The organism is Nitrosospira sp. Nsp13, from assembly GCF_900101945.1.
Taxonomy (GTDB): Bacteria; Pseudomonadota; Gammaproteobacteria; order Burkholderiales; family Nitrosomonadaceae; genus Nitrosospira; species Nitrosospira multiformis_D.
On record NZ_FMVD01000003.1, the window covers coordinates 97,580 to 115,248 of the forward strand.

The 17,669-nt window shown below is 51.1% G+C and carries 11 protein-coding genes; 6 read left to right on the plus strand and 5 right to left on the minus strand.

What is annotated here, in order from left to right:
- The 6 genes from aroB to BLO43_RS05325 all read left to right on the plus strand — a co-directional run bounded on the left by aroB (nucleotide 1) and on the right by BLO43_RS05325 (nucleotide 7,184).
- The gene (aroB, locus tag BLO43_RS05300) at nucleotides 1-1,101 is read left to right on the plus strand and encodes a 3-dehydroquinate synthase (protein ID WP_090906166.1); all 1,101 of its coding nucleotides are present in this window, start codon (nucleotides 1-3) and stop codon (nucleotides 1,099-1,101) included.
- Complete coding sequence (locus tag BLO43_RS05305; RefSeq protein ID WP_090906167.1) at nucleotides 1,094-2,215, plus strand: deoxyguanosinetriphosphate triphosphohydrolase; 1,122 nt, start codon at nucleotides 1,094-1,096, stop codon at nucleotides 2,213-2,215. The genes aroB and BLO43_RS05305 overlap by 8 nt, the downstream gene beginning before the upstream one ends.
- A gap of 375 nt (nucleotides 2,216-2,590) precedes the next feature.
- A complete protein-coding gene (hemE, locus tag BLO43_RS05310; RefSeq protein ID WP_090906168.1) occupies nucleotides 2,591-3,658 on the plus strand; it encodes a uroporphyrinogen decarboxylase in 1,068 nt (355 codons plus the stop codon).
- Nucleotides 3,659-4,034: 376 nt separating this feature from the next.
- A complete protein-coding gene (locus tag BLO43_RS05315; RefSeq protein WP_074631455.1) occupies nucleotides 4,035-4,718 on the plus strand; it encodes a response regulator transcription factor in 684 nt (227 codons plus the stop codon).
- A complete protein-coding gene (locus BLO43_RS05320) occupies nucleotides 4,678-5,973 on the plus strand; it encodes a sensor histidine kinase (RefSeq protein WP_090906169.1) in 1,296 nt (431 codons plus the stop codon). Before BLO43_RS05315 ends, BLO43_RS05320 begins: the two co-directional genes overlap by 41 nt.
- 92 nt (nucleotides 5,974-6,065) lie before the next feature.
- On the plus strand, nucleotides 6,066-7,184 hold the full coding sequence (locus BLO43_RS05325; protein ID WP_090906170.1) for a carboxysome shell carbonic anhydrase domain-containg protein: 1,119 nt from the start codon (nucleotides 6,066-6,068) through the stop codon (nucleotides 7,182-7,184).
- A gap of 183 nt (nucleotides 7,185-7,367) precedes the next feature.
- Here the strand turns inward: BLO43_RS05325 and BLO43_RS05330 are convergent, their stop codons facing one another.
- From BLO43_RS05330 to BLO43_RS05350, 5 genes are read right to left on the minus strand one after another with little or no spacing between them, the layout of a single operon-like run.
- Entirely contained in the window at nucleotides 7,368-8,870 is a 1,503-nt protein-coding gene (locus BLO43_RS05330; protein ID WP_254773342.1) for a complex I subunit 4 family protein, read from the minus strand.
- Entirely contained in the window at nucleotides 8,863-10,446 is a 1,584-nt protein-coding gene (locus tag BLO43_RS05335; RefSeq protein ID WP_090906171.1) for a complex I subunit 4 family protein, read from the minus strand. The genes BLO43_RS05330 and BLO43_RS05335 overlap by 8 nt, the downstream gene beginning before the upstream one ends.
- A gap of 7 nt (nucleotides 10,447-10,453) precedes the next feature.
- Nucleotides 10,454-12,088, minus strand: coding sequence for a proton-conducting transporter transmembrane domain-containing protein (locus tag BLO43_RS05340; RefSeq protein ID WP_090906172.1), 1,635 nt, complete (start codon nucleotides 12,086-12,088; stop codon nucleotides 10,454-10,456).
- A gap of 4 nt (nucleotides 12,089-12,092) precedes the next feature.
- Nucleotides 12,093-15,380, minus strand: a complete 3,288-nt coding sequence (locus tag BLO43_RS05345; RefSeq protein WP_090906173.1) for a DUF2309 domain-containing protein — start codon at nucleotides 15,378-15,380, stop codon at nucleotides 12,093-12,095.
- Nucleotides 15,381-15,382: 2 nt separating this feature from the next.
- On the minus strand, nucleotides 15,383-16,858 hold the full coding sequence (locus BLO43_RS05350) for a complex I subunit 4 family protein (RefSeq protein WP_090906174.1): 1,476 nt from the start codon (nucleotides 16,856-16,858) through the stop codon (nucleotides 15,383-15,385).
- Nucleotides 16,859-17,669 lie beyond the last annotated feature (811 nt).

The following is a 17,669-nucleotide window of genomic DNA, read 5'->3' on the forward strand; positions in this document are numbered from 1 at the left end:
ATGAAAACTATCACGGTAGATCTTGACGCTACACCGAGCGAGCGCAGCTATCCGATACATATCGGCAGCGCCATTTTGAGCCAGATCGAACTCATCATGACCCACCTACCGCGGCAGCGGGTTGCAATCGTGACCAATACCACGGTGGCGCCGCTTTATCTGGAACGGTTGCGTAGTGCACTGGAGAAGCAAGATGTGGCGTCAGTCCCCATCATTCTTCCTGACGGGGAAGAGTACAAGAATTGGCAAACACTCAATCTCATTTTTGATGCGCTGCTGACAAACCGCTGTGAACGCGGTACTCCGGTTATCGCGCTCGGTGGGGGAGTTGTCGGTGATCTGGCCGGGTTCGCTGCCGCCACCTATTTGCGTGGCGTGCCATTTATTCAATATCCGACTACGCTGCTGGCGCAGGTTGACTCTTCGGTCGGTGGCAAGACGGGTATTAACCATCCACTTGGCAAGAATATGATCGGTGCTTTTTATCAACCCAGGGTGGTGGTGGCTGACAGCACGACATTGGAAACCCTGCCCGAAAGAGAGTTACGCGCAGGTATTGCCGAGGTGATCAAGTATGGTCTGATCCGGGATTCCGCTTTTCTGGTGTGGATCGAACAGAACATGACAAAACTTCTGGCGCGTGATCCTGAGGTACTGATCGAAGCAATATACCGCAGCTGCAGGAATAAGGCCGAGGTTGTGGAAGCCGATGAGCATGAAAGCGGTGTCCGCGCATTGCTCAACCTGGGGCATACTTTTGGTCATGCCATCGAAAATGCATTGGGCTATGGCACGTGGCTGCATGGTGAAGCCGTCGCGGCAGGTACGGTACTGGCAGCGGAATTGTCGCGGCGCATGGGTATGATCAGCCAGATCGACGTCGAGCGTATCCGCAACATCTACGTGCAAGCCGGACTTCCTGTCGCCGCTCCCAATCTGGGTCCGGAAAAGTATCTGCATTTGATGGGGCTGGACAAGAAAGTAGCGGGCGGGAAAATGCGTTTCATCCTGCTCCAGCGGATTGGTGAAGCGATGGTTCATTCCGACGTGCCCGCTGGAGTCCTCACTGAAACGCTTCTGGGATGTACTGCCCGTGCATGAGCTGGCGCCTTATGCGGTATGCTCGATAAATTCGCGCGGCCGGCGTATCGAGGAAGAGTCGTCCCCCGGTCGTACGGAATTCCAGCGCGATCGTGATCGCATTATTCATTCCACCGCATTCCGCCGCCTCGAATACAAGACCCAGGTTTTTGTCAATCACGAGGGAGATCTTTTCCGCACGCGCTTGACACACAGCCTGGAGGTGGCGCAAATCGGCCGCTCCGTCGCCCGGAATCTGCGTCTTAATGAAGATCTGGTTGAGGCTATCGCCCTGGCGCATGATTTAGGCCATACCCCATTTGGTCACGCGGGGCAGGATGCGTTAAATGATTGCATGAAAGACTACGGCGGCTTCGAGCACAATTTACAGTCTCTGCGGGTGGTAGATGTGCTGGAAGAGCGTTACGGGGCATTTGATGGTTTGAACCTGTGCTTCGAAACGCGCGAAGGCATACTTAAGCACTGCGCCAGGAAAAATGCCCGAAGACTTGGCGATGTAGGTGAACGTTTCCTCACCGACCAGCGCCCATCGCTGGAAGCGCAGCTTGCCAATCTTGCCGATGAGATAGCCTACAATAATCATGATGTCGACGACGGTTTGCGTTCAGGTCTCATTACGCAGGGACAGCTTGAGGAGATCGGGCTTTTTTCCCGGCACCTGGCGCTGGCTAAAAAACAGCATCCCGACATCTCAGGACGGCGCTTGATTCATGAAACTGTACGGCGCATGATCAATACGCTGGTAGCGGATCTGATCAGGCAAAGCGCGATCAATATCGCCGATGCGCGTCCGGATGATTTATCCGCGGTACGGGCCGCGCCTGTACTGATTGGTTTCAGCAATAAAATCCTGAGGGAACAGCAGGAATTGAAAAAATTCCTGCGCGATAATCTTTACCGGCACTACCGGGTCGCGCGCATGAGTACAAAGGCGCGTCATACCATCGAGATGCTATTTAATGCGTTCCACTCCGATATCCAGTTACTCCCGCCTAAGTATCAGACTAAATACTCCCAGGATAAACATCACGCTATTGCCGACTACATAGCAGGCATGACCGATCGTTATGCTATTCGGGAGTATCGGCGACTGTTCGTTATCGATGAGACCTAGGAATCTCTCATAAACTCCCAATTTGCCGGCAACGTATCCCATGGAGAAGAATCTTTCCTCCCCCAGTCACTTTTCACTTCAAGCTTCAAGTATGGCAAGCTGCCAGGTAAATGATGAGGTCTTCAGCCGAACGTCAACGTTGGAACAAATGCCAAACGTGAAGCATTAATCGTCAATATTGCGATTGTATCCATCAGGGATAATGTACCCGAAGGCTAATCGCTGGTAATATCGACAGTTCGGGAAAGCAGCAATCACCCTCTGCGAAATGGGCTTCGATGGAATTTGGTTCATGCGCGCGGGGCTACGATCCGGTGAACACATGTTTGGCCGGGAATGCTTCCCTATCGAAATTTAGAAATTAAATAGATCCCGATGACAAAATTAAAAAACGATACCCTGCTGCGAGCCCTGCTGCGGCAACCTACCGAGTACACGCCTGTGTGGTTGATGCGACAGGCGGGCCGTTACCTGGCTGAATACAATCAAACTCGAGCCCGCGCCGGTAATTTTCTGGCGCTGTGCAAGAATCCCGATTTTGCCACCGAAGTTACCATGCAACCCCTGGCACGGTTTCCGCTGGATGCCGCGATACTGTTTTCGGATATTCTTACTATTCCCGATGCAATGGGACTGGGACTCTACTTCTCCGAGGGGGAGGGACCCAAGTTCGAGCGTCCATTGCGCGAGGAATGGGAGATTCGTGCGCTTACGGTACCTGATCCCTCGGTACACTTGCGTTATGTGATGGACGCTGTTTCGCAAATTCGCAAGACGCTGGATAATCGTATTCCGCTGATTGGTTTTTCAGGCAGCCCCTTTACGCTTGCCTGCTATATGGTAGAAGGATGCGGCGGCACCGATTTCCGCCAAATCAAAACCATGTTGTACCAGCGGCCGGATTTACTGCACCACATACTCAATATCAACGCACAGGCGGTAATCGCCTATCTGAATGCACAGATCGAATCCGGTGCCCAGGCGGTGATGATTTTTGATACCTGGGGTGGAGCATTGTCGCATGCTGCCTATCAGGAATTTTCTTTGCGTTATATGAGTCAGATATTGGCCGGAATCAAGCGCGAGCATGGGGGCGGACGCATTCCCAATATTATTTTTACCAAGGGTGGCGGCTTATGGCTGGAGAGCATTGCCGACTGTGGTTGTGATGCGGTGGGTCTGGACTGGACCGTCGATATTGGTGAGGCACGCAGGCGCGTGGGTCACAAAGTCGCGCTGCAAGGTAATCTCGATCCCGCGGTGCTGTTTGCCGCACCGGAAATCATTACCGCAGAGGTGGAAAAGATTCTCGCCGCCTATGGTGACGGCTACGGTCACGTATTCAACCTCGGGCACGGCATCTCCCAGTTTACGCCGCCTGAGAGTGCCCTGACGTTAGTGGAGGCTGTTCACAGTATCAGTCGAAAATATCGTCCGCGCTAGCAGTCTGTCGGACAAGGGGAATCGGCTGCAAAAGCGTCTGGCCTGCCCATATTTTGCCGTTTTTTCAGCCAATAGAACCCGTATTGGTCTTCAAAGCCGTCAAAATCTGTTCTCGTCCGTCGCTTTTTTGTTTCAATTCTTTATGTCCGAGAGGCTACTAGTTTTTTAAAAAAGGGTATAAACTACAATGATATATCTTTCAGAAGGGGATACCCCGCCATGCGGGATATTGCATGGGCGCGGGGGGTGATTACTTCGTCTTTCATATGAAATAGTGGAATGATAATTGATAGAAAGCAGGATACGTCAGTTTCCTGGTGCAGTTTGTCAGTTCGGTTGAGCCTTCGTTATCTCATATTCTCGATAGGAATCTTTCGTGCACATACTTATTATTGAAGACGATCCCGCGATTGCCACTAATCTTTACGACTTCCTGGAAGCCCGCGGCCACAGTGTTGATGCCGCCGCGGACGGCATCACGGGTTTGCATCTCGCGGTTACGCAGCGATTTGACGGTATTCTGCTCGACCTTGGTTTACCAGGCATGGATGGCATTACCCTGTGTCGAAAGCTTCGCCAGGAAGCGAATCTCGATACGCCCGTGTTAATGCTGACAGCGCGCGATACGCTGGCGGACAAGCTGAAAGGTTTTGATTGCGGAGCGGACGATTATCTGGTCAAGCCATTCGCGCTGAAGGAGGTCGAGGCGCGTCTGTCCGCGATGCACAAACGGCATGGAGGTAAAGTTACCAGTCGCATACTGGAAAGCGACGATCTGTCGTTTGATCCAAAAACGTTGTCGGTCCGTTTTGCCGGCGCAGCCGTCAAATTGCCGCCAAAATGTATCCGCCTGCTTGCGCTCATGATGGGGGAACCTGGCCGCGTATTCAGCCGGAGGGAACTGGAGTCGGAAGTCTGGGGCGATGCGCAGGGAACCAGCGATACCTTGCGCAGTCATATGCACGAATTGCGTCGTGCATTGACCCGAGCTGGCGGCTATGATCCGATAGAGACAGTGCATGGCCTCGGCTACCGCCTCATTTCCCGTGCCGGGGTTTAAGCGCGGCCTTCGCCTGCGTGTCGCGCTGGCATTTGCGGTATTCTGCATAGTTGTCGTTGGGACCCTCGGTATCAGTCTTTATATCGCCTCCGACGATATCGAAGAGGCGCATATCGAACAGATCATCGAAACCGAGATGGATTACCTGCTCCAGCGCTATCGCGAGCGTGCAGATTTTGTACCGCAGGTCGGATCCAATCTCGAGAAATACATTGTCCATGATTCCATCGAGGAATCCCAGCTTCCATCTTATTTGCAGGGCCTCAATTACAGGCGCCACAAGGTTTTCCGGGGCCCGGAAGAGGTTCGTGTCGCGGTACGGCATGTCGATGGTGTGAAATTTCTCGTTGCCTATGAAATCGGACTCCATGACCAGCGGCAACAGGAACTCAGGCTGCTTATCGTGTTATCCCTTCTCTCGGTGGTGGGTGTCGCGCTCGTGGTGGGATACCTGCTTGCGGGATTGCTTGTCAAACAAGTCACTGACCTTGCCGAACGGGTAAGGCACCTTGCACCCGGCGATGTACAGGGTACAACCATGATACAGCCGGGGCAGGATGAGGAAGTGGCACAGCTCGCCCATGCATTGGACGACTATCAGAACCGTATTACGCGCATGCTGCGGCGTGAGCAGGAATTCACCGCCAATGTCAGCCATGAATTGCGTACTCCGATTACCACGATCCTGACGAGTTGCGAGCTGCTGGTTACGGAGCCCAATCTCTCCGAACGAACGCGCTCCCGTATTGGGATGATCGAAGCCGCAGCGACGCGCATGGGTGAGCAATTGCAGGCATTATTATTTCTTGCCCGTGAACAGGCCTTGGGCATCATGGAACCGGTCGCACTCGCCGAATGTGTTTATGACGCCGTAGAGCCCGTATGTACGGAAATTTATCGCAAGCGCCTTATTTTCGAGGTGGCGATAGCGCCAAAAGCTGTCCTCACGTTAAATCGACAGGCGCTTCACACCGCGCTCGTGAATCTGCTTCGCAATGCGGTGCAATATACCGAACGTGGTTTTATCCGGGTGAATTTCAGTCGAAACCGGCTCTCCATTTCCGATTCCGGCATCGGCATTGAACCCTTTTATATGCCTCTTCTGTATGAACGCTTTTTCCGCGGATCAAGCCAAGGCGAGGGGTTGGGGATCGGTCTTGCCATCGTCAAGCGTATTTGCGATCACTATGGCTGGACCATAGAGGTTGAAAGTACCCCAGGAAAAGGGGCTACCTTCCATATCACCTTTCCCTGATGCCCATACTTCTGCTTCACAAATTTCTGACATTTTCTATGTTAATATTTTCCCTTTTCATTTATTTATAATAATCGATCGGAGTCCACAGAATGTACACGAATGTTACCCGCTTACCCATAGAAAAGCGTATAGATTGGCTATTCAATCTTGCTGACCGTCACGGTGCGACTTTTCGGAGCCCGGACGCATGGTTGGCACGCGAGCGTTATCTCGCCGAGCACCCCACCGCTATTGCTGTGCTGAAGTGCATGGACGGGCGTATTAATCTTTCCGTAATGACCAATACACCAACAGGCATTCTGATGCCGTTCCGTAATCTCGGGGGCGCATTTGATCTGGGCTGGCCGCACTTGGGCGAGGTGCTTGCCCATCATGTACAAGGATGGATAAGTTCCGGCCGACGGGTGCTGTTTCTTGTTACTTATCACTATTCCAAAGGCGATCCGCATCGCGGATGTGCCGGCTTCAATTATGATACCGAGGCGGCATTTGCTCACACCAAGGTGATCCGGCGCCAGATGGAACAGATTTTTGGCGCGGGGCATGCGACCATTTACCCTCTTATCTGTGGTATTGAAACTGACGAGGATACGATAGTCGTGCATGGCTCCACCGGTGAAAAACTCGATTTGTCGCAGCTCACACCGGATGAGAGCGAAACTCTGGAACCTCGTCTTGCCGCGCTATTGCCTGATATGCCGCCCCAGATGCGCGCCGACCTGTTACCACTGCTGCTCGGTAACCTGGAGAATATCGCGCGAGTACGCGAGCAAGCGCGGCGCCACGAGCGGCAGCTGGAGATCGAGCACCGCGAGTGGATGATCTGCGTCGGCCGTGGCTTCGACTTCTTGCACACGCCCAATCAGGCACTGATCATTGGTCCATACAGCCCGAATCTCGACGTGCCCATCGGTAAGGCAGGTGGCATCATTCAGTCCAACATGCGTGGCGGCCGTATTCCTGATGATGGATTCCTGCTTCTGGCTTCGGTTCCCTATATGGAAATTGGCATGGATCGGGCGCGTGCCGAGTTGAAATCTATTTTTCTGGCGCGTTTCGCTGCAGAGGTGCTGCGTAATGAGTTCCCTGCACTTTCTGAAAAGATGTTCGTTCGAACCGCCGTACTTGACTGGCACTCGCGGACGCTAGAAACGGTAAACGATAATCTGACCGAGGGCGATCGCAGCCAGATAGCCGCCTCATTCTGATATTCCAGCGCTGTTTCTGCTATGGCATAAATCGCTTCGGGCCTGTGTTCTGCGGTAGACAGCGAGTTGAGGAAATCTGAGATGGCCGACATGGTCAGCCGGACTGCGGCATTGTATGTTGTACTGTGCGGAAAGATCGGCGAAGTACATGGTGAGGGGGTCATGCAATTCGACTGACTGAGATTAATTGATCAGCCGGTTTAGCCACGACTCAGCGGCTATTTTATTGATATCCAGCACGAAGTCGGGAAAGAATCCAAAGAACAATACCAATAATGCGGGGACACATAGCAGTCCGAATTCACGGGAACGAAGATCCTGTATTTGATTTAACCTGTCATGAACGACCGGCCCAAAGAATGTCCGGCGCATAAAGGACAACATATAAGCGGCGCCAAGAATAGCACCCAGCAATGCGGCCACCCCCAGCCCAGGATGTGCGTTTAACGCGCCAAGAATCAATAGTAGCTCCGCAGGGAAGCCGCTGGTGCCCGGGATGCCCATACTGGCTATGGCGAATAAGAAGAAGAAGCTGGTCAGACGGGGCATTACCTTTGCTAAGCCGCCTAGATGAATAACTTCCGTACTACCGAGGCGATGCTGGATAAAACCGGCAATCAATATCAAACAACTCGCAATTACAGAAAAATTGAGCAATTGAAAAATTGCTCCCTGAATGCCCTGCATGTTAAGTGTCGCAATACCCACTATCACCAGGCCAACATGACTGATACTGGCGTAAGCCAGAAGGCGGCGCAAGTTCGTTTGGTGCAGCGCAATCATGGCGGCGTAAATAAAAGTAATCGCACCGAGAGTACCCAAGACCCAGGCATATTCAACGGATGCATGGGGTGTTAGCGGCATGGCGAAGCGCAGTATGCCAAACGCTCCCAATTTCAGGCCAATCAATAATGCCGTCAGTTGCGTCGGCGCTTCCACGGCTGTAGTGGGCAACCAGGTATGAAACGGTACCAACGGAGCCTTAACCATAAATCCTGTAAGCAAGAGCAGAAAAATAATGACCTGCAAATCATCCGGTATAGGCGTGTTGAGCAGCACAGGAAAGCTGAACGATAAATCATGCGGAATAGCGCCACCCGTTTGCATGGCATGATTGACCCCCAGCATGATGAGCGCAAATAATATGGGTACACCGCTGAATAACATATACAGCATATATTTCATTGCTGCGCCACGCCGGTGCGGACCGATGCCCCATAAACCGATCAGAAAGAAAATAGGTGGCAGTATCAATTCCCAGAACAAGAAAAACAACATCATATCCAGGGCGACAAATACACCCATGGTGCCGCCTTCGATAGTCAGTAGCAGGGCAAAATGAAAACGGGATAGATGCTGTACCGAGTTCCATGAAGCAATAATGGCGACCAGCGTCAACAATGCCGACATCGGTAAAAACAACACGGAGATACCATCGATACCGATCAGGAATTCAATATTCAGACTCGGTATCCAGGCATGCCTTTCGACCAACTGGAAATTATTGCCGTTGGCGGAATTAAACCACTGAACCACAATTAGCGTCACAATCAGCTCGAGGCCGGCAATAAATAATGCGACCTTTTTAGCTGAATTGATGTTGTGGATCACGCCGATTGTGATAGCACCCAATAAGGGCAGCACAATGACAAGGCTTAATATCGGGACATTTGCTTCATCAATCATGCTGAACATCCCCTGCGGCGCTGCCGGCGGGTTTAGCCGGCGCCCCATTAGAATGTTTTCCGTCGTACTTGTGGTAATACGCGCTCATCCCAGTCGGATCTCTTTCAATATAATTTAGCCAAGGTTCTGTGTTGAAACCGGTGCCGATAAGCAATGAGCAAATCGTTATGACAATAACAGGTTCCATTCTGACCATGTATTGGGTATTTCTGAATGGTTGTATGGTGCGTTTTGAACTCGCCATGAATATCTGCTGAAAGGCCAGTAGCAGGAAGGCGGCCGCCAGCACATTACCTACCAGAATGGCGATGGCGATCAACCAGCCATATTCATCAATGGTGCCTTCAATAAGTAGATGCGCCGCATCAAATCCCGGTGTACCGGGCATGACCATCGTGCTGAGCGCGGAAATAAAAAAAAGCAGCGCTATACCGATGTTGGTATCAAAAAGACCACCCAGACGGGGAGTAAATGCCGTATGGGTACGCTCATAAACCAAGCCGATACTGAACAGCATGCCTGCTGACGCCAAGCCCCACGCCAGCGACAAAAATATTCCGCCATTCAATCCATGTTCGTTAAAACAGAAGATTCCGATAACCAGCATTCCCGCATGGCTGATGACAGAAAAGGCCAATAACCGGCGAATGTTAATTTGCATCAATGCCAGCAGTGCACCGTAAAAAATAGTGATCAGGCCCAGCGTGACCACAAATCCTGCCCACTGTTCGGCCGCCTCCGTGACCAGAGGCAGGACGAAACGGGCGGTTGCATAGACACCCAGTTTCAGGCCCACCAGGAAAATTACCGCACTGGCCACGGTACCTCGCTCCGCCAGTACTGGCAACCAGCCGTGAAACGGAAATAAAGGCATGCGTATGGCAAAGCCACAAAACAAAAGAATAAAGATTAATGTTTCGTTTTGTAAAAGAGCCTTATTTTGCTTCAGTATCGGCCAGTCGAAACTCAGGGCATGACCTGAATCCATTAATCCAAAGCCCAGCAACAGGAAGCCGGCCAAGGTCATCAGCAGTCCCCAGCCCCAATACTGCACCAGATGGGTGATCACCCAGCGCATTCTTTGGCCTGTACCGCCATGGATCGTCAATAAAATTACCGGTAGCAGTTCCAGCAAAGTCCAAAACCAGAACTGGATCACATTCAGTGCACAGAAGGCTCCTATCAGGATGGTTTCATAGCCAAGCAGGCATGCCACGAATTTCCAATCAACTGTTCGGCGGGTAATTGCCTTATAAACCAGAACAAGGAGTGCAATAATCGCTGTAAGAGAAATAAACAGGATATTCAGGCCATCAACGCCGACGCTGTAGTAGGTAAAGTCGAAAAGACGCTGCTGTTCCACCAGTTGAAGCCCGGTTTTTTCCGGATCAAACACAGACATCACATAAAAACTTAGAAATAAACTGAATAGCGTTCCGGCGAAGCCTAGGCTCATGGCGATGACTGTGGAACGCGAAAACAGAACAGCGCACATAGCTATCAAGGGAATGAGGGTCAGTATGGTCAGCAGGGGAAAATCCACCGATTCCGACCAGAAAGTGACATTGGTAACCATCAGATCCTCACAGTGCAACCAACAATATGACGGATACAAATAACGCGAGATAACCGGGATTGAGCAGCAGCCGTTCGATCTTATTGGCAGCTAATCCGAGTTGACGGCCGTAGTTAATCAGATCTTCGCCAACGCCACGTATTACCAACCGGTCTTCAAACCAATACAGGATTGCGGTGACCGCGCGGGTGAGATCCCCCGCAAACCCGCTGCCTCGGGCAAAATCACTGTCCTGATTCTCCTGCGGCGTGGCAGCTTTCTGTTTTTCCAGTTGTGCCAGGCTACCGAAAACGCCCAGTGAAGAGTACAAGGATTGCCGCATGGCAATCTTCCGTTTTTCCATCTGGGCCAGCGTAGATATTGTCCGGATTGAAGGGAGGGGAATTCCCATTGCGCGATCAACGATATGATCATCAAAATAGGCCAGATCGTGAGCCAGCCCACGTACCGGTTTTATCAACGCCCAGTCGGTAATCTGATCCAGCCAGAAACGCTGTAAAGATGCCACATAAACCCAGCGCCAACTCGCAGTGTCAGGATCAACGGGCTTGATGGAGTTGCCCACTATGTAATGCATGAGCGATGGCGCGAGTAATACCTGATAACCACGAACCACGGCATGGGCGCAAAGATGCCAGCTCGCCAACTGCCAAAACCCCAACCCACATTCCAGGAACATCAGGCCCAGTTGCCCGGTTGTCGCGAAAAATAGCGAGCTCTTGGCATCGGTCTGAGTTAGCCCCACTATAAAACCATACACAGCTGTTAAAAAACCTACAATGGCCACCAACGCCATTACCAGTGGCGCTCGTTCAAAAATCGGTTGTAACAGAAGCATAAGATAAACGCCGGCATGCACCATAACCGCGCCGTAAAATACCGCGCTGGAGGGTGTCGGTCCTTCCGCCGCACGAGCCAGCCATGGGGCAAAAGGTATCTGCGCTGATTTTGCGAATGCCGCTACGGCAAAACAAAGCGCAATTGAGCTTGCCTGTGCGCTGGTCAGTTGTGTCGACAGGGCATTAAGCTGGGACCAGTCGAGACCTTTGGCCCACGTATAACTAAGTCCCATCCCCAGAATAAAACCAGCATCACCGATACGGTTCGTGACAAACACACGCGTCGCATTGAGGGCGGCAACAGGACGGTCGTAGGCATAGGCTATTAATAAATAAGAACAGAGGCCGGCGATCTCCCAGCCGATAAAAGTACCTATCGCGTTACCTGACAATACTAGTAGCAGCATTGCCGAAGCAAATAGACTCAGGAGAAAAAAGAACCGGTGAAAACCAGCTTCTCGATGTAAGTAGTTGATGGAAAAACGGATTATAATAAACAACAGAACGGTAAACAGGGCTGCCAATCTCACACTGAAGCCGGTGGTGATAAAGGTCATCTGAATATTCAAATTGCCACTTTCCAGCCATTGACCAATACCGAAGGAGCCGGAATTTTTACCCAATAAATCAGCGCCCAGCAACGTCAAGGCCAGCAGGCACGCCAGTATAATGGCCCAGCTGGCGATGCGTGCCGTCGTCGTTTCACTGGCTTCGCCATCAAGTACACCCAATAGATGACCGGCCCCTATAACGCCCGCGGCGAGTAGTGGGAGTAAAGGAATTAAAATGACCAAGGTATCCACTATGTCAAATTCCCAGCGGTTCGCGTTGCCTTATCAAGGCGGGTGGTAACGGCAGAGTCTGATTCCGGTAATAGTCTGTTGATTTTTGGAAGACCGGCAAATCTTTCGCTTCGGCTTGCCAAGGGACAAAACCGATCCCGCGTTCAAAAATGAAAATTTCACCACTATCAGGGTCTTTAACATTCAGATGTACCCAGCCGCCTCCAATCAGTTCACGCAAGCTTTCCTGCCGACCATAAATTTGTTCTAGAACCGAGGTTTTTGCTTCGATCAGAACCTGCAAGCGCATTGCCTCATGAATTTCAATCATTTGTCGAGGTAGACCGGTACGCAAATCGCTGGATGCCCCTTCCATGACACCAAACATTCCGGCAACATTATGCGGAATCTTGGTTCCACAACCCAAGCGTTCATTATTGACGGTGGAAAAATAATATTCCAGATTAATACCGGCACCGACCGGCGTGGCAGCCAAGAGGATGCCTTCCAGGACTTTTCCCTCCGGGTCCTGGGTCGAATCATAAGAAATCAAAAACACACGCCGATCCAGGAACAGGCCCCGTGTAAAGGATCTACGCCCAACCGCTGCCCAGGCAACGGTGGCATGCCCCAGTTCAGGCCTTGCCTGGGAAAAATCAGTAGCGCGTTCCTGGATATGTTTCAGGGCTTGCTCTGGCGTAGGATTGCGCGGGGCGGACGCCAATCGGCGGCAGCGTTCATGTGCGGACATATGCTGCGCACGGCGTAGTTCCTGCTGTATCTTTTTTAATGCACTGAGCCGGTCCGCGGGTATATTGTCAAGGTCATACCAGATAATATCTTCATTGCAGGTATTGTGTTCGGTGCCAATAAACCAGGTGTCGTCCGGAATACTAATACCACGTTCGGCTAATAGCTTCCGTATTTGCGGGCGATTGACCATCGCCGCGAATAGTCTCGCATTCGGTCCACCGTGACGGCCGCTGCAAGCTCCGCAATCGTAAGCAGCCAAGTGTGGATTGTTCTGGCTGATGGAGCCATGGGCGGACACGAGCACTAATTCCGCGAAGCCGTAAGTCAAGCCAATATTGCGTAATAAACCGGCAATCCGGTCGGCTTGTTCCTTATCAGTAAATCCCATCCTGGGGTGTTCCGGCGTCGCGGCGACTATCGTATCATCCGTTGATGTGAACATCAGCTCTGTGTCGACGGCGGGTGAGACAAACCGGCGGATACTCGCCACAAGTTTCTGCTGGGGTTTAGGGAATAGCGATTTAGCCAACAATCCAAGAAATGTTACCGGAGCGATCGCATCAATAAGCGGATGCGAGGACACCAGGTTGCGACGTAGGCTCTGATGCAGCAGATTAGCGGTTTGCCGGACCCATTTGCGCCCATTATTATGCCGGATTAAGGCTTGCTCGGTCCCGGCTCTCGGTATTTCCTGTACTTCATTGGCTGGTGTTACCACGATGGGACATAGCGGTGTCACCGTGGTATCGTCCAGACCTTTATAATTTATGGGCAAGCCAAAAAATCCAGGAGCCCCAAACGTTTCAGCGGCAGGATTGAGTTCTTCCAAGTGCCTGCGGAAACTTTCTTCGCGATCATCAAAGCAGAAAATGATTTGAGATTCGGGACGTGTATCGCGTTTTGCCCATCTTCCCTGATTGTGGTTTGCACGTATCGCCCGGAAAATGTCGTCACGATAATGGCGTTCATAAGCGTACAGCCAAGCTTTGCAGCGCTCCACCTCGGAAAACTCATCCAGCAGCATCAACATCTCCAGCAAGTCTGCCTTTCGCAGCTCCTGTATGGACGAAGCGTTGAGTCCCAGGTGTTGGCAAAGACGGAACAATCGCCAGCCGCTGCTATAAATCGTATGATTCTTGCCTCGCTGTTCAGCCAGCGGGCTGAATTGCCAAGTCTGGATCAGATCGGCAAGCTGCTGCCAAGCGGCCCGTTCATGTCTTTCCGAAACAGCAAGCGTTGTCAGGGACTCTACCCGTTGGGTCAGATATTCTGGTAACTCTCTCTTATACAGCTGCCTGCGCACCATGAATTCGGATAGGTTCTTACGAAAATAGGTCTGTAAACTGCTCAATTTGGCTTCGATCAGCCAATTTTCCTGACAGACTTGATTTAACCAGAGCCGATCCAGCGTTAACCGGATTGCCAGATAGTCGGCGAGGGTCGGTTTGGCATCGTTCGCTGTATGATAATCAGGATGGTGCTGACGCCAGTTGATTAAGCCTGACCAGCCAGGCAGCTCGAGCGATAATCGGCGCAGATATCCTTCCCATTTTGCCGGTGGTATTTCAAGCTGTGATAGTTGGAGAATAATGGTATCCACCGCATCCATGGGGAGCTGCGCGACTATCTCCTGCCAATCTGGTAGCTCGTGCAGAAATGGATTGGCATCATACTGAACAGTTGCCCGCCACGCGGCATAGAGGCCCAGCCTGTTGCGCTCAGGTATTTGCCACGCCGCGATGCCTTCATCCATGGCGGAAGCACAGATGCGGATCAATTGCGGCCGGACGGAATCGAGAATATCGATCCCGCTCAATTCCATGATAAAGCCGCGCAAAGTGATGCTATCGCCCAGCTGGTCCAGCAAATCATCCAGGACCTTGCTTGCCTGGCGCTGCATTTGCTCATGAATCGATGCCCCGTTTCCATCGTAAACGTGCTCAAGCCATTCTTCAGCCTGCTCCATTGACAAATCCAGGAGATTCTCCGGATGCAGCCCCGCATGCTCCATATCAAGCTTCGTCAAGATGCTTTCCCAGAGCTGCGTGATGATATTATCCGAATGGGCGCTATCGGCCAGCAATTGCTCGCGGGCCTCCTCAGGCACATCGGTTTGCACGGTATCCAGGGCTTGCAATTCTTCTATTTGCCAATTCAGCTGGCTGACGCTTAGTGATTGCAGGTCAAATAACAAAGCAATGCGATAGAGGTCTTTACGCCGGATGGTTTTATCCTTCACTGTGCAAATGATCGTATCCGCTTCCAACCGCGGATCATGTGCCAGTGCCGCGAGGATATCGCTGTCATCGATACGCCCCTGCCAGTAAAAAGCGCGGCTTTGTGTTTCGGGAAGATAGCCGCGAATTCCGGTCAATGCTTCGAATGCGGCCAAGGCATCTTCAAAGGGAAGGTGCTGGAAGCCGTGGAGCGTATTATGGTGTACAAAATTCAGAATGGGGGCTTGGCCCGGCAAGACATGATCCAGGTGGTTTAATGCTGCGGTGATGCGCTCGCGCGGGCTGCTTGCCTGATCGCCGGATTTCAAATGCGCTTCTTGCATCGCTAACCCCCTGGAATTTTTAGCCTGACCAGGCTGTTCATTTGCGAGATGGTTGCTGTTGACAGATCAATCAGGGACGCGGGCAGCAGGCCGAATAGAACTATTCCAGAAACCAGAATGCCCAGCGCCAGCAGTTCGGGCGGTCTCAGGTCTTCAATCTGTTTCATCTGCGGCTTCACCGGGCCGGTGAACAGCAGGCCTATGGTACGGATCGCATAAGCGGTACTGATCAGAATAGCCAGGCTGAAGAATACCATTAAGCTGCCCCATTGCTGAAAACCACCGACCATGGCGTGTAGCTCCGCCACCGCTCCGACCGTTCCCGGCATACCCATCGCGGCCAGCAACGTTATGGTGGTAAAGAATGCGAAACGCGGCATTACCTGAACCAGCGAGCTGTAATCCTGAATATTGCGGGTATGGGTACGGTCATAAAGCAGGCCCACCACCAGAAATAGCGCGCCTGCAATCAGCCCGTGAGCAGTCATTTGCAAGACTGCGCCAGTAAAGCCCGTCTCATTTAGCGTAGAGATCCCCAATAAAACAATGCCCATATGACTGATCGAAGAATAGGCGACCATGGCTTTAAGATCACTTTGCCTCCAGGCCAGCAAACCACCATAGATCATGCCAAACAACGCCAGAAAGACCAGTAGGGATTGTAGAGTCTGAGCAGCTGCTGGCAGGATGACCACAACCCGCAGCAAACCGTATGCTCCCATTTTCAGCAAAATACCAGAGAGCAGAATGCTGACCGGACTGGGTGCTTCGACGTGAGCCAGCGGCAACCAGCCGTGGAGAGGAAAAATTGGCATCTTGACACCGAAGCCGATCAGGAAACCGAGCAATGCCCAGACCTGCTGATCCTTGGGCATGTTTTCGGACACATGACTCATCGCACTCATCAGGGAGACGTGTTCGGGAACATACTGATAAATCGCGATTAGGGCGACCAACATGAAAATCGAACCGCCCATCGTATACAGCACAAAATTAAGACTTGCCGTCTGCCGCCGCTTGCCACCCCAGCGGTCTATCAAAAAGAACATCGGGATTAAAGTAATTTCCCAGAAAATATAGAAGAGAGACCAGTCCTGGGCCAGAAATACACCTAGCATGCCGAACTCGGTCAGTAGTATGCTGATGTGATACCCTTTGACGCCGACGACAATGCTGGAAGAAGCGAGTAGCGCTATGGACGTAAGCAATGTGGCCAAAACCACCATGGGAATAGATAAGCCGTCGACGCCTAATGCATACGCGCTGCCGACTTTGGGGTTGATGGCAAAATATTCGTTGAACTGCAGGCCCGCATTGTGTTGATCGTAATGAAGAAGCAGGTAGCAGGTAAGTAAAAAAGTGAAGCCGGCAAATAGATTGCCGAAATAACGCGCTATATCCGCGTCCCGGCCGGAGATCAGTGCCACTATCAAGGCACCAATTGCGGGGGTCCAGAGAATTGCACTCAAAATCCCCATTTTCTTAGTTGTTAAAAACTCCCATTTGCTACCTGTTAAAAAACCCCCATTTCGGGACGGTTATTTGTTATTCATATTTAATAGTATCAGGGATTCGACGAAAAAGTGCAAATATTTTTGAAAAATGGAGGTTACTCCGCATCATTCACAAATTAATCACACATCCAAAATGTTTTCTTCACACTTGATGTGTTAATTTCCTTTCAAAACGTAGTTCGCATCCTTTATAACGAAACTATTATTTTTATAAATTAAAATATTTGTTATCATTCAAATACTTATAATTATAATGTTTGATCGATTAGCTTGTATCGAAGATTTAATTCAAAGCCTAACTTTCGTTAAACTTTTCGGTACACGGGAGTACATTCAGCCAAATGGAGAGCGCTTTAAGAGATAAATCCAAAAAATGATGTATGCGGATTGAATTTTATTGGTGCGATTAATTCTGCTTCATTCCAGAAACTTTCATTCACTTTTGTTGTAGGGAATGGCTGACAAACGTGGCTTTGGAAATAAACAGAACTCTTAAAACGGGGATGGACCTGTGAAGGGTGTTATGCCCGTTGTTGTGATGAGAGGGTATGCGGGGGAATGAGAAAGATCGAGACCAAAGCGATTAAATATTTACTCAAAGCTTTCACTATGAGGGGATGGAGGGGGTTGTAAGGCATCTTTATCGTAACGATAAAACAGGGCAACGTCACTTAAAAGCAAATTCGGGGAGGGGTTGATTGATGGAACGCCACAAGAAAATGAAGCAACATAAGAAATGCTGCAACACAGCGCTAAGAAAATCGCGCGAATCTTT

What these genes read in the sequence shown, in the direction of transcription:
- hemE (WP_090906168.1), top strand. Translation starts at nt 2,591, where the DNA reads ATGACAAAATTAAAAAACGATACCCTGCTGCGAGCCCTGCTGCGGCAA.
- BLO43_RS05350 (WP_090906174.1), bottom strand. Translation starts at nt 16,858, where the DNA reads ATGGGGATTTTGAGTGCAATTCTCTGGACCCCCGCAATTGGTGCCTTG.
- BLO43_RS05335 (WP_090906171.1), bottom strand. Translation starts at nt 10,446, where the DNA reads ATGGTTACCAATGTCACTTTCTGGTCGGAATCGGTGGATTTTCCCCTG.
- aroB (WP_090906166.1), top strand. Translation starts at nt 1, where the DNA reads ATGAAAACTATCACGGTAGATCTTGACGCTACACCGAGCGAGCGCAGC.
- BLO43_RS05325 (WP_090906170.1), top strand. Translation starts at nt 6,066, where the DNA reads ATGTACACGAATGTTACCCGCTTACCCATAGAAAAGCGTATAGATTGG.
- BLO43_RS05320 (WP_090906169.1), top strand. Translation starts at nt 4,678, where the DNA reads ATGGCCTCGGCTACCGCCTCATTTCCCGTGCCGGGGTTTAAGCGCGGC.
- BLO43_RS05330 (WP_254773342.1), bottom strand. Translation starts at nt 8,870, where the DNA reads ATGATTGATGAAGCAAATGTCCCGATATTAAGCCTTGTCATTGTGCTG.
- BLO43_RS05345 (WP_090906173.1), bottom strand. Translation starts at nt 15,380, where the DNA reads ATGCAAGAAGCGCATTTGAAATCCGGCGATCAGGCAAGCAGCCCGCGC.